We start from the raw sequence: 13,508 nt of genomic DNA on the forward strand, positions 1-13,508 counted from the left end.
TTATGAATAATGATTTATTAAAGAATTTAATAGTAAATGTAAAAGTTAAAAATCTTGGAGTGAAAAATGTTGTAGTTAGGCAAGGTGGAAAAGTAATTGCAAAACATGATTTTGAAGAAGAAAAAGAGACTCTTTTGTGGTCAGTAAGCAAAACCTTTACTTCCATGGCAGTAGGTATTGCAATTGAAGAGGGTTATCTTCAATTAACTGATAATGCTATAGACTTTTTCCCTGGTATCACGCCTAAAAACCCTAATGAAAATCTAAAAGACATGAAAGTACATGATTTATTATGTATGGGAACTGGTCATGATAGGTGTCCAGTTATAAATGCTGATTGGAGTGAAGGAAAGGTTTGGGATATCACCAAATTATTTTTTGATGAGCCAGTAATATTTAAACCTGGATCACATTTTACCTATAACAACGGTGCTACATACATACTTTCAAGAATAATAGGACTTACTACAGGAATTAGTTTAGACGATTATCTTGATAAAAAAATATTTCAATATTTAAATATACCAAAACCTAGATGGGATAGATGCCCTTTAGGAATCCCTCAAGGATTTTCTGGATTACATTTAACAGCAGAGCAGCTATCTAGATTTGGTCAACTAATTCTTAATAAAGGTATTTGGAATGATAATGAACTTATTCCTAGAAATTATATAGAAAAAGCAACAACTGTCCAGATAGAAACACATGATTTTAATCCACACTTTGCAACTAAGGATCATCATCAAGGATACGGTTATCAGTTATGGATGAATTCATATAAAGGTTCATATAGAATGGACGGCTCTTATGGTCAATATGTTGTAATATTACCTGATAAAGATGCAGTAGTAACCTATATTTCAAATGAACCTACAAACATGACAGGTGTACTTGAACTTACCTGGGATACTTTAATTGAAAAACTATAATCTTTGCAAAAGCTAGAGGGCATTTGATGAAGCTGCACTTATATCTTGTAGAGACTTCTTCTCAAGTCTCACTAGAATCCTTTTGGGAACGCTTCTACAGGACTAAGGTTAAAAGGAATTTAATGAAGCTGAGGAACGCTTCTACAGGACTAAGGTGTATATTCTTAGCTTCTTAAATTCTTTTATGCTTAACTTCTTTTATTCTTAATTTCTTAGCTTCTTTTGTTCCTAACTTCTTAACTTCCTATATTCTTATATTCTTATATTCTTATATTCTTAAATTCTTGGTGCTGTGATTAAAGTTAACTTTATTAGGCTTGAGAATAAAACTAAATAGATATTATGGGGGTAAATAATGATTGAATTAAAAAAGATTACTTTTGATAATTTTGATGAATGTATTAAATTAGAAACTAAGGAAGATCAAAAAAACTTTGTTGCTAGCAATTTAATAAGTCTTGCACAAGCTTATGTTGCTTTAAGTAATGGAGATGGAATTCCTATGCCTTATGCTATTTATAAAGATGATGTTATGATTGGTTTTATAATGTTGTCTTATACTGAAGCTAACGAAATCCGCAATGAAAATGCTTATTGGGTATGGAGATTTATGATTGATAAAGTTCATCAAGGTAAAGGTTATGGAAAAGCTTCTATGAATAAAGCTATTGAGTTAGTTAAAACCTTCCCTTATGGACATGCTTCTGAAATTTTTCTTTCTTATGAACCTGAAAATATTAAGGCTAAAAAGCTTTATTTATCAATGGGTTTTATAGAAACTGGAGATATAGAAGAAGGAGAATTAGTAGCAAAACTAATAATTGACTAAATAAAATAAATTAGTTTGGGGGAAATATGGGTAATATTAAAGGACTATTAATAGATTCTGGTAGGGTATTAAATTTTGCTGCAACTGGAGATTGGAGTTATTCTCCAAATTTCTTTAAAATAGTTAATAAAGATAAATTTAATAACATATCTAAGGATAAAAGAGATGAAGCTTTTCGTAAAGCTTGGTCATATATAAATAATATATCGTTAATACAAACAGTTGAGGAAGAATGGAAGCATTTCCTAGAATTTTTTATAATTATAAAAAATGAATTACCAGAACTTAAAATTGACGATGAAATGTTAAAACTTTTAACAGATGATTTTGTTTTAAATTATGATAAATATATATTCTTTAAAGATATATTTGAAGTTCTGCCAAGATTAAATCAGAATTACAAATTATGCTTAGTATCAGATGCTTGGCCTTCTTTAAGGAATGTTTATAAAAAAGCTGGCTTTTATGATTATTTTGACGCAATTATTATTTCTTCAGAAATTGGTGTGACAAAACCAAATGAGAAAATGTATAAAGCCGCAATTAAATCATTAAATCTAACCTCAAGTGAAGTCCTTTTTATAGATGATAACCCCAAAAACTGCGATGGTGCTTTAAACCTTGGAATAAAATCAATAGTTTTAAATAGAAATACACTCTCTAGATCTTATATAAAATATATAAAGAAATCTAATTTGCATGTAGTTAAAGACATGTATAAATTAGAGAAATTACTTTTAAAAGAATTTTAAAATATAAAATAGCACATATATAAATACTAAAGTTTCACTATGTATAATAAATGCACCTAAGAGGACACTAAAAACATGCCTAAATAACAAATAGAGGAGGATATATTATGAAAAAAGCTGATACCTTAATAAAATTTGGTTTAAATTTTGATAATAGTTATATTCGGTTACCAAATTCTTTTTTTAAAGAAGTAAAACCAACTTTAGTTCATAACCCTAACTCTGTAGTCATAAATTCAAAATTAGCATCCTCTTTAGGTCTTAACTCTGAAGTATTGGAAACTAAAGAATTTTTAGAAGTTTTAGGAGGAAATATTATTCCAGAAGGAGCTCACCCTATTGCACAGGCTTATGCTGGGCATCAGTTTGGACATTTTACAATGCTTGGAGATGGAAGAGCTATACTACTTGGTGAACATATAACCCCATTAGGTGATAGAGTAGATATTCAACTTAAAGGTTCTGGAAAAACACCCTATTCTCGTGGAGGAGATGGAAGAGCAGCTCTTGGTCCAATGCTTCGTGAATACATAATAAGTGAAGCTATGCAAGCTCTTGGAATTCCTACAACTAGAAGCCTTGCTGTTGTTACAACTGGTGAATCAGTAATGAGAGAAAATAAACTTCCTGGTGCAATTCTTACAAGGATAGCTGCAAGTCATATAAGAGTAGGAACGTTTCAGTACGTTTCAAAATGGGGAAGAGAAGAAGATATTAAAATCTTAGCTGATTATACAACAAGTAGACACTATAACTACTTAAAAGACAGTCCTAACCCATATTTAGATTTGCTTAAAGAAGTCATTAATAGACAAGCAGACTTAATTTCAAAGTGGCAACTAGTAGGTTTTATACATGGTGTTATGAATACTGATAACATGGCTATAAGTGGTGAAACAATTGACTATGGACCATGTGCATTTATGGATACTTATAATCTAAAAACTGTATTTAGCTCAATAGACACTTATGGAAGATACTCTTATGAAAATCAACCTTATATTGGTGGTTGGAATCTTGCTAGATTTGCGGAAACCCTATTGCCTTTAATAGATGATGATCAAGAGAAAGCTTTTAACTTAGCACAAGAAGAGATTTCAAACTACTCTAAGTTGTATCATAAAAATTGGCTTAATGGTATGAGGTCTAAACTTGGAATCTTTAATGAGGAAGCTTTAGACGAAGATTTAATTAATCAACTTTTAAATATGATGCAAGAGCATAGTGTTGATTATACCAATACTTTTGTTGATCTAACTTTTAATAGGTTAGATGAGAGCTCTTTATTTAAATCGGATAATTTTTTGAAATGGCATAAGCTATGGAAAGAAAGACTTCAAAGACAAAATGAAGGATTAGATTTGTCAACTGAATTAATGAAAAATACTAATCCTGCCATAATACCAAGAAATCATAGGGTTGAAGAAGCTTTAGAAGCAGCAAATAATGGAGAATATAGTGTTATGGATAAACTCATAGATGTTCTTTCAAATCCCTTTGATCATTCAAAGGAACAACTTGAATATTCAACTCCACCAAAACCTTCAAATAAGCCTTATAGAACCTTTTGTGGTACATAATTATAAACTTCTAAAGAATACAGTATATTACTTTTTAGTGATATTTCTGTATTTTTTTATAGTAATATTAATTTGATTTTTAAATTATTATCAACTAAAATAAAGATTTTTTATTAAAAATAAGGAAATATTTTTACAAATTTTATTATTATAGTATAATATTAATTAAAGTTGTTTAAAAGTAAGAAAACATCCAAGTCTTGGGTTTCTTAAGTTTCTTTTTGAGGTGAAGACATGAAAAACGCAAATATTCCTAAAACTATTCCCGATATAATTGACGTGATAAACAAATCTAATGATGTAGAGACTATTATTACTATGGAAAACTACATGGCTTGTTATTACGCAGGTCCAATACTTTTTGCTAGCACAATTATAAACTATTACATTAATTATATACTCATGAGTTATAATTTAAATAAGGTTATTATGGAAAGTATTTTTCTTTTATTTCTTTCTTTTTGCTTTGTAATAACTCCTTACTTAAAATTTAAAACTAAATTTATTACTCATTGGGTATCAATACTATTTTCTATTGTTCTTGTTTATGTAACATTAAGGTTTTATTCTGTTGTGGGTTCTTTTATATTAATGATTGCTTTTTTAGAAATTATTATAGCTTCAGCTAGAATCACTAAGGTTATGCTAAACTATATAACTATAACTACTTTTTTAGTAGGAGGATATATTTTCTTTTTATCATCAAAAAATGCTCACGAATTAACGCCAATATATTATGTTCTTTTGGTTATATTATTTATTTTAATGTTTTTAATAGTGCCTGCCATGTACATGGTTAGTAAATCCCATTATCAAAGGATTACTAGACTATATCTAACAGAAGTCCATCAAAGAGAAGAGTTAGAGAAAATGTATAATGAAACAAGAAGCCAATATAATTTACTTACTCAAAAAAATAACCAATTAAAGATTAATGAAGAAAGGTTATATAGGCTAGCACACTTTGATGAATTAACATATCTTCCTAATAGAAAGAGTATTTTAGACAAATTAAACTATCTTATAAAAGTTTCTAAAGGAATGAATCTATCATTTTACATAGTATTTATAGATATTGACTCATTTAAAAAAATAAATGACTCTATGGGACATCATATAGGCGATTTATTTATAAGTGATGCTGCTAAACGGCTTAAAGCATCTATACATAAAAGTGATTTTATAGGAAGAATTGGGGGAGACGAGTTCGCATTAATAATTCAAAGAAGAGTAAGTGATAAAGAAGTATTTAAATACATAGATAAAATAAGAAAGCATTTTTTACAACCATTTATAATTGAAGGCAATGAGATAACTTCAAGTGCTAGTTTTGGAATAGCTTCATTCCCCTATGATGGAGTTGGACAAGTTGAATTAATGAAAAATGCAGATACCGCAATGTACAAAGCAAAAGAACTTGGTAAAAATAATGTGCAATTTTTTGAAAAATCTATGAAAGAAGAACTACTAGAAAAATTAAATCTTGAAAATGAATTAAAATCTGCACTTTATAATAATGAGTTTTTTTTAGTATTTCAACCTATATATAACCTTAGAACTGGTACAATAAGAGGTTTTGAAACTCTACTACGTTGGAACTCCAAGGTATTAGGTATGGTAGCTCCTGATAAATTTATCCCTGTTGCAGAGGAGCTAGGTATTATTATTCCATTAGGGGAGTGGATTATAAGGACAGCCTGTAAAACATTCAAAAAGCTTCAGGACAAATACAAATTAGAGGAGACTGTACTTGCCATAAATTTATCTGTCAAACAGCTTGAATCACCTAATATTGTTGAATCCATTAAATACATATTAAAAGAAACAAATTTTGACCCAAACTTATTAGAAATAGAAATCACAGAGAGTACCTTTATGAATTCAATTCATAAAACAAAGTCAACTTTAGAAAAATTACAAGATATGCACATTAGCATTTCCTTAGATGACTTCGGAACTGGTTATTCGTCATTAAGCTATTTAAGACAACTACCAATAGATATATTAAAAATTGATAGAACTTTTATAAATGATATTTTGAAGAGTGACAGAAATGTTGAAATTATCGGAAGTATAATAGATTTATCTCATAATTTAGATATAGCTGTTATTGCTGAAGGAATAGAGGAGGAAATTCAACTTCGCCACTTGAGGAAACTAAAATGTGATTATGTCCAAGGTTATCTAATGAGCAAACCTTTAAATTTAGAAGATTTGGAACAGTTTATATGCCAAGAAATATAAAGAAAAACCTAGAAGGGATATCCTTTTAGGTTTTTTATACTTTATAATATTTCTATTATTTCAACCTTATATGTTTCACTTGGAGCATTAACTTCAACTATATCTCCTGCTCTTTTACCAGATAAAGACTTTCCTAAATCTGACTCGATACTTATTTTCATATTTTCAGGATCTATATCCATAGTAGTTACCAAAGTTACTATATCCTCAAAATCATCTTCTATAAATTTAATTTTCGCCTTACTATTTATACCCATAACTGACTTATCTATTTCAGAGTCATCTATTAAGGTTGCAGTTGAAATCATGGTCATTAGATATTGTATTCTATTATCATTTTCTCTATAATTTCTACAAGCCTCTTTGTATTCAGCATTTTCTGATCTATCCCCATGAGCTGCTGCTACTAATTTTTCTTTTGCTATCTCAGCTCTTTTTACAGTCATTCTATAATCTAATTCTTCTTGTAATTTTTTGATATTTTCTTCAGTTAACTTATTATTCATATAAAAACTTATCTCCCATTTAATATACTTTATTAATATTATAAAGTCATAGAGAAGAAAATAGAAGTTTCTTTTTAAAATTCTTATTAAGCATAAAATAATTTCTAATTATTTTTATAAGTTCTTCATCCTCCTTAACTTACATAAAATTAAACAAGTTAGTAAATAATCCAAGCTAAAAGAACTTGTGTTTGTATTTTTCTCTTAAGTTGACATACAGTGGTCATATTAGATTATTTATACTTAATATTATTAAAGGTAATACAAAAAGAGAGGAGAACATTTTAATAGCAAATTAATTTAATTTTAAAATATGGGAGGATAAATGATTAGAAATATATTTGAACTTTATTCTGAAAGAAAAGATTTTTTTCTTAAGCTTACTGTAGAACATCTAAAGATATCTGCAATTTCTATAATAATAGCTCTAATAATAGGATTAGTATTAGGCATTATTATTAGTGAATATAAGAAAACCTCGCCACTTATTTTAGGTATAACAAATTTTGTATATACAATTCCCTCTATATCCTTACTTGGTTTTCTTATTCCTTTGTCTGGTATCGGAAATACTACTGCAATAATAGCACTTACTATTTATGCATTACTTCCTATGATCAGAAATACTTATACGGGTATAGATAATATTGATCATTCTATTATTGAAGCATCAAAAGGAATGGGTAGCACCCCTTTTCAGATTTTATATAAAATAAAGCTTCCGCTTGCTTTACCTGTTATCTTAGCTGGGCTTAGAAACATGGTTGTTATGACCATAGCACTTGCTGGTATTGCTTCATTTATAGGTGCTGGCGGGCTTGGGGTTGCTATATATAGGGGGATAACAACTAATAACTCAGCTATGACTGTAGCCGGAAGTTTATTGATTGCTTTTCTTGCCTTAATTATGGATTTTATTATTGGAGTTATTGAAAAATATATGAAGAAGAAATGGAGATTAGTATAATGAAAATTTTTAAATTGATAAAAATATTTACAACATCACTTTTAGCCTTAACATTAACTACAGGTTGTTCAAAAAAAACTGACACTATTAAGATTGCAACAAAACCTATGACTGAACAGTTTATATTAGGTGAGATGTTATCTTTACTTATAAAAGAAAATACAAACTTAAATGTTGAAATAACAAAAGGAATAGGCGGAGGAACTAGCAATATTCACCCTGCTATTTTAAAAGGTGATTTTGATTTATATCCAGAATATACTGGAACTGGCTGGAGCTTTGTATTAAAAGAAAGTGAAATACCAGATAATGATACGCTCTACAAAAACCTTCAAGATAAATATATAGCAAATTACAAGCTTAAATGGGTAGGATTGTATGGATTCAATAATACCTATGGACTAGCTATAAGAAAAGATATCGCAGAGAAAAATAATATAAAAACTTATTCTGATTTAGCAAAGTATTCTGGCGATCTTAACTTTGGTGCTGAATATGATTTCTATGAAAGAGAAGATGGATATAATTTGCTTTGCTCAACCTATGGTCTTAAATTTAAAAAGGCATCTGACCTTGATATCGGCCTAAAATATCAAGCTATAAATTCAAAAGAAATTGATGTTATGAATGTATTTACTACAGATGGACAACTTACATCCTCAGATGTTACTGTACTTCAAGATGATAAAAACTTTTTCCAAAGCTATTATTGTGGCACGGTAGTGCGTGAAGATATTTTGTCAAAACATCCTGAATTAGAAAATATCTTAATGAAAATGCAAGATATTATAACAGATAGCGAAATGGCAAAATTAAATTATGAAGTTGAAAGTAATGGACGAGATGAAGCAGAAGTAGCTAAAGAATTTTTACAAAATAAAGGTTTATTAAAAGAATAATTCTAGAGAGGAAAATAATATGAGTAGAGAAGTCATAATAAGTTTTAAAGATGTTTCCAAAAGTTATGATAAAAATTTAATTCTCCATAACTTTAATCTACAAGTTAAAAAAGGTGATTTTTTAACCATAATTGGAACTTCTGGTAGTGGAAAAACCACAGCTTTAAAGCTAATTAATGGTTTGCTTAAAGCTGATACAGGTGATGTGTGTATTGAAGGCAAAAATATAACTTCTGTTGATATAATCAGTCTTAGAAGAAATATAGGTTATGTAATACAGGGGGTTGGATTATTCCCTCACATGAGCGTTAGAAAAAATATAGCTTACGTCTCAAATCTTTCTAGAAAAAAAGATAAATCAAAGATTGATACTACTGTAAATAAATTAATTAAAATTGTGGGAATGGACAAGGAAATGTTAGACAGATACCCAAGTGAACTTTCTGGTGGACAGAAGCAAAGGATAGGTATTGCAAGGGCCCTTGCAGCTTCTCCTAAAATTCTTCTTATGGATGAACCTTTTGGAGCTGTGGATGAGATAACAAGAAAATCTCTTCAAGAAGAAATATTAAGAATTCATAAGGATCTTGGTGTAACTATAATTTTTATTACCCATGATATTAAGGAAGCACTAAAATTAGGAAGTAAAGTCTTAATTATGGATAAAGGTGAAATAATTCAGTTGGGAACACCTAACGAAATTAAAAGCAATCCTAAAAATAGCTTCGTTAAGGAGTTAATAAGTTCAGAACTTTAAATCCATATAGAATAAATTGTACTGCAAATTAAGTCTATACTTATTGCAGTACTTATTTTTTCTTAAATAGTAAATATTATATAACAACCTTTAGGAATGTTATATAATATTAAATAAGAATAAAACAGAAGGAGTTTTAATTATGAATGAAAAAGTTATATTCAAAAACATTGATGAGTATATTTTAACCTTTCCAAGCAACGTTCAGGAAATACTTCAAAGCCTAAGAAAGGTTATCAGAGAGTCAGCTCCAGAAGCTAAAGAAAAGATAAGTTATCAAATGCCAACATTTGATTTATACGGTAATCTAGTTCACTTCGCAGCATATAAGAAGCATATAGGCTTTTATCCAGCCCCTAGTGGAATCGATGCTTTTAAATCAGAATTGTCAAAATACAAAGGAGCTAAAGGATCAGTGCAATTTCCTATAGATGAACCATTACCTTATGAATTGATAAAAAATATAGTTAAATTCAGAGTTCAAGAGAATACTGAAAAATTTAATTAGGATCTTTACATAATCTATCTTCTAATAAAATGCTCCTCAATAGGAGCTTTTTTCATCCATTAAACAATAACTTTACAAAAAAATCTAAAAACATAATAACAACAATAAATCCGCTGATAATTCCACCAAATATTATTACACAAAATGCTGTAAATAAACTATAAAGAGTATTATTTTTCATAAAATCACCTCGTTAAAATTATTAACCTCATTTTATTAAGCTATACAGATTAGTAAAATTAAAGAAAATTTAACTGTGTGGTTTAAATTACATTTGTTATAATGGGTAATAGATGATAGTATATAATTAACATAAGTATTAGTGGGGGAGGGATAGGTATAACTCTTATTATATAGAGATACCGTACATATTTATGAAGAAAAAATTGATGATAGGTTTACTTGTAGCTTCAATGTTATTCGGAACAGGTGTACAAGCACTAGCTGACCCTTTAACAACAGCTCAACAACAAGATTTAGATGATAGAAAAAATCAGATATCAGCAGCAGAACAAAAATATGCTGAATTACAAAATAAAGCAGATGAATTAAATATAGAAATACAAAAGTTAGTTCTAGCCATTCAAGAAAATGAAAGTAATATTTCTTCTGTTAATAAAGATATTGAAGCACTTAATGTTCAAATAGAAGATAATAAAAAAGAATTTGAGAAAAAGGAAGAACTATTTAAAACTAGAATTAAGTTTTTATACGAAAACGGTGGACAAGCAAATTACATAACTGTTTTATTTAGTGCAAACAGCATAGGCGATTTTATTTCAAAAGCCCAAGCAATTGGTAAGATACTAAGTTTGGATAAACAAATCTTAGAGGAGCTTGATGAAAAGAAGAAGGAATATGATGTTAGTGTTGCTCGATTAGACACTAAAAAGACTGAACTGGAAAATTTAAATTCAGTTAATAAATCTAAATTAAGTGATTTAAATCAAAAAAAAGATGAACAACTAGTTTACATTCAAAAAGCTAAAGAAGAGTATGCAAAACTTTCTAGTGATTTAATAACTACAGAAAGAAATTTATATAAACCTTTTGAGAATATAATAAATAACACAAGTAGTTCAATTAACGATTTAAATAATTCAATTTCAGCTTTGAACTCTTTAAAGTCAACTGTAACTAATTCAGATGTTAAAGATGAAATAAACAACTTACTCGCAAAGGCAAATACTTCAATTAATAAGAAAAAAGCTGAAATTGAGGCAAACAAGCAAACTAATACACAAACGTCGCCTACTAATAATCAAACTCAAAAACCTTCAAACAACACTAATACAAATCCTTCAAGTAATGCACCTGTGTCTGCATCTGCTTCAAAGATTTTAGAAATAGCTTACAGTAAATTAGGTGCTGACTATGTCTGGGGTGCTACTGGGCCTGATGTATTTGATTGTTCCGGGTTTACACAATATGTTTATAGGCAAGCAGGTATATACATATCAAGAACTACATATACCCAGATAAACGATGGAGTAGCAGTAAGTTATTCTAATTTACAACCTGGGGACTTAGTACTTACTAGTGCAGGACATATAGGCATATATGTTGGAAATGGGCAAATGATACATGCACCTCAGACCGGGGATGTAGTAAAAGTATCAAAAATTTGGTCATTTTATGCTGCAAGAAGAATATTATAAATCTTTATTATAAAAAAATAAAGTATGTAGATTTGCTTTACATAAAGAAGTCTACATACTTTTTTTGTATTAAATTCACTATAATGTATAAAAATATATAATATGTTATACTAATATATAAATATAATATTTTTATTAAATGAGGGTAACTATGGCGCATATCTTTAATGATGGAAATATAAATTACAAAGTAAGACAATCTCCTATACCAGAATTTTCTTGGCATACTAGTGAAAAACTAGCGGAACTTGTTGGCTCAAAACATTTAAAATTTGATGTTAGGTCATTAGATCCAGATAAGTATTCTTATCCCTACCATTTTCATAGAAATGCAGAAGAAATATTTGTGATTTTAGAAGGAAGCGGAACCTTAAGGACTCCAGAAGGGTTTAAGGAGATAAAAGCTGGAGATATCATTTTTTTTGAAATGGGACCATCAGGTGCTCATCAACTCTATAATCATACAAATGAACCTTTGAAATTTTTAGATATACGAACAAATGTAGGCTTTGATGTATGCGAATATCCTGATTCAGGGAAGATAAATATCTGTGATAAAGAAGTATATGAATTAGGAGAACAGGCAAATTACTACAAAGGTGAAGATAAAGTTAGAGAAAAGTGGAAAGGAGGTACATAATGAATAAAAGCAAAGATTCAAATTTTGATATTATGTGTGCATTATTATTGCTTTGCTCTGGACTATTTTTTGAAGATGCATTCCCAATATTAATTATTGGTATAGCTTTTAGTATTTATGGTCTATTTAGGGCATTAAAAAAAGAGAAGCTTAAGTTATAAAGAAGAGGATATCACAATTTTGCGATATCCTCTTCTTTATAAAAATAATGCTACAATTACTGGAATTGTGAAAACAGAAAGCAAAGTAGTGATAAACACTGACTTAGCTGCAAGTTTTAAGTCTCCATCGTATTGAGTAGCAAACAAAACTGCACTATTAGCAACAGGCATGGCCAAGTTAATTAAAGCAACCCCTAAAATTAAAGGGTTAGTTATAAAATAACTTAGAATAGGATATGCTGCTAATGGTATCAATATTTGCTTTATTATAGTATAAGGATATATCCTAAACTCAGTAAATACTTCTTTAATATCAATATTAGCTAAAGTGGAGCCAATAAGCATCATAGCAATTGGAGTAGTTATGCTACCAACCATATCAAAACTGGATACAAAAATTGTAGGTATAGGTATTCTTAAAAAGTAAATAATAATTGCGATTATGGATGATATTATTCCTGGTGTTAAAAGGTTCTTAACATTTGGCTTAACTTCTTTTTCAGTCCCATAATTAATCAAAAATACACCTAAGGTAAATACTAAAAAATTAAATATCATATTAAATATCGAAGTGTAAAAAACAGCCTGATTACCAAATATAGATTTCATAACTGGAAATCCCATAAATCCTATGTTGGAAAATATAGTCATAAACATATAAAGACCCTTTTGATGCTTTGGAATTCTCATTATCTTGACTAAAATATAACTTAAAAATGGTAATATAGCAAAAATAGTTACCGCTACTAAAAAAACAACTAAAACTTCACTACTATCATCGCTAGGCTCTAAAGATCCTACAGAAGCTATTATTAAAGCTGGTGTTGTAACGTTGAGTAAGAGCTTATTTAGTTTTTGGTTTAGCTCAGCATCAAAAAGCTTTATTTTATTTAGAAAATATCCCAAACCAAGAATTAAAAATAACTGAATCATTTGATTAATAACAACATTTATATCCATCTTGTCCCCCTTAGAAAAGAGTAATAACTTTGTTATTACTCTTTGCAGAGTGTCGACAAAGTCGACACTTTTTTCTTTTTAATATAAAATATTATTGGGTGATAAATTATGTTAACAA

General features: G+C 28.9%; 15 protein-coding genes. 12 read left to right on the plus strand and 3 right to left on the minus strand.

The features are described from left to right. The first annotated feature begins 2 nt into the window (after window positions 1-2). The 5 genes from L1S49_RS17955 (at window position 3) to L1S49_RS17975 (ending at window position 6,334) form a co-directional block, all read left to right on the plus strand. Window positions 3-929: a serine hydrolase gene (locus tag L1S49_RS17955; protein ID WP_238906776.1), complete on the plus strand. Its 927-nt coding sequence runs from the start codon at window positions 3-5 to the stop codon at window positions 927-929. Between the two features lie 355 nt (window positions 930-1,284). Next, window positions 1,285-1,758, plus strand: a complete 474-nt coding sequence (locus tag L1S49_RS17960; RefSeq protein WP_238906777.1) for a GNAT family N-acetyltransferase — start codon at window positions 1,285-1,287, stop codon at window positions 1,756-1,758. A gap of 26 nt (window positions 1,759-1,784) precedes the next feature. Further along, a complete protein-coding gene (locus L1S49_RS17965; RefSeq protein WP_238906778.1) occupies window positions 1,785-2,510 on the plus strand; it encodes an HAD-IA family hydrolase in 726 nt (241 codons plus the stop codon). A 107-nt stretch (window positions 2,511-2,617) separates the two neighbouring features. Beyond that, window positions 2,618-4,090 (plus strand): YdiU family protein, encoded by a 1,473-nt coding sequence (locus L1S49_RS17970; protein WP_238906779.1) that lies wholly within the window; start codon window positions 2,618-2,620, stop codon window positions 4,088-4,090. Between the two features lie 234 nt (window positions 4,091-4,324). Then, window positions 4,325-6,334 (plus strand): GGDEF domain-containing phosphodiesterase, encoded by a 2,010-nt coding sequence (locus L1S49_RS17975; RefSeq protein WP_238906780.1) that lies wholly within the window; start codon window positions 4,325-4,327, stop codon window positions 6,332-6,334. A gap of 41 nt (window positions 6,335-6,375) precedes the next feature. On the opposite strand, the gene greA is transcribed toward L1S49_RS17975, so the two are convergent. Beyond that, entirely contained in the window at window positions 6,376-6,840 is a 465-nt protein-coding gene (gene greA / locus L1S49_RS17980; RefSeq protein ID WP_073016361.1) for a transcription elongation factor GreA, read from the minus strand. A 325-nt stretch (window positions 6,841-7,165) separates the two neighbouring features. Between greA and L1S49_RS17985 the strand changes: the two genes are divergently transcribed. The 4 genes from L1S49_RS17985 to L1S49_RS18000 all read left to right on the plus strand — a co-directional run bounded on the left by L1S49_RS17985 (window position 7,166) and on the right by L1S49_RS18000 (window position 9,971). Next, window positions 7,166-7,807, plus strand: coding sequence for an ABC transporter permease (locus L1S49_RS17985; RefSeq protein ID WP_238906781.1), 642 nt, complete (start codon window positions 7,166-7,168; stop codon window positions 7,805-7,807). Further along, window positions 7,807-8,706 (plus strand): glycine betaine ABC transporter substrate-binding protein, encoded by a 900-nt coding sequence (locus L1S49_RS17990; protein ID WP_238906782.1) that lies wholly within the window; start codon window positions 7,807-7,809, stop codon window positions 8,704-8,706. Before L1S49_RS17985 ends, L1S49_RS17990 begins: the two co-directional genes overlap by 1 nt. A 19-nt stretch (window positions 8,707-8,725) precedes the next feature. Further along, window positions 8,726-9,463: an ABC transporter ATP-binding protein gene (locus L1S49_RS17995; RefSeq protein WP_238906783.1), complete on the plus strand. Its 738-nt coding sequence runs from the start codon at window positions 8,726-8,728 to the stop codon at window positions 9,461-9,463. Between the two features lie 142 nt (window positions 9,464-9,605). Then, on the plus strand, window positions 9,606-9,971 hold the full coding sequence (locus L1S49_RS18000) for a DUF1801 domain-containing protein (RefSeq protein ID WP_238906784.1): 366 nt from the start codon (window positions 9,606-9,608) through the stop codon (window positions 9,969-9,971). Window positions 9,972-10,023: 52 nt separating this feature from the next. Here the strand turns inward: L1S49_RS18000 and L1S49_RS23300 are convergent, their stop codons facing one another. Beyond that, the gene (locus L1S49_RS23300) at window positions 10,024-10,152 is read right to left on the minus strand and encodes a hypothetical protein (RefSeq protein ID WP_275299631.1); all 129 of its coding nucleotides are present in this window, start codon (window positions 10,150-10,152) and stop codon (window positions 10,024-10,026) included. Between the two features lie 193 nt (window positions 10,153-10,345). Here L1S49_RS23300 and L1S49_RS18005 point away from each other — a divergent pair, with 193 nt between their 5' ends. The 3 genes from L1S49_RS18005 to L1S49_RS18015 all read left to right on the plus strand — a co-directional run bounded on the left by L1S49_RS18005 (window position 10,346) and on the right by L1S49_RS18015 (window position 12,430). Beyond that, window positions 10,346-11,629: an NlpC/P60 family protein gene (locus tag L1S49_RS18005; protein ID WP_238906785.1), complete on the plus strand. Its 1,284-nt coding sequence runs from the start codon at window positions 10,346-10,348 to the stop codon at window positions 11,627-11,629. Between the two features lie 151 nt (window positions 11,630-11,780). Then, window positions 11,781-12,269, plus strand: a complete 489-nt coding sequence (locus L1S49_RS18010) for a cupin domain-containing protein (protein ID WP_238906786.1) — start codon at window positions 11,781-11,783, stop codon at window positions 12,267-12,269. Continuing rightward, a complete protein-coding gene (locus L1S49_RS18015; protein WP_238906787.1) occupies window positions 12,269-12,430 on the plus strand; it encodes a hypothetical protein in 162 nt (53 codons plus the stop codon). Before L1S49_RS18010 ends, L1S49_RS18015 begins: the two co-directional genes overlap by 1 nt. Window positions 12,431-12,466: 36 nt before the next feature. On the opposite strand, the gene L1S49_RS18020 is transcribed toward L1S49_RS18015, so the two are convergent. Beyond that, entirely contained in the window at window positions 12,467-13,390 is a 924-nt protein-coding gene (locus tag L1S49_RS18020) for an AEC family transporter (protein WP_238906788.1), read from the minus strand. Window positions 13,391-13,508: the final 118 nt, after the last annotated feature.

Origin of the sequence: Clostridium sp. YIM B02506 (genome assembly GCF_022324845.1) — a bacterium.
GTDB lineage: Bacteria > Bacillota > Clostridia > Clostridiales > Clostridiaceae > Clostridium_T > Clostridium_T intestinale.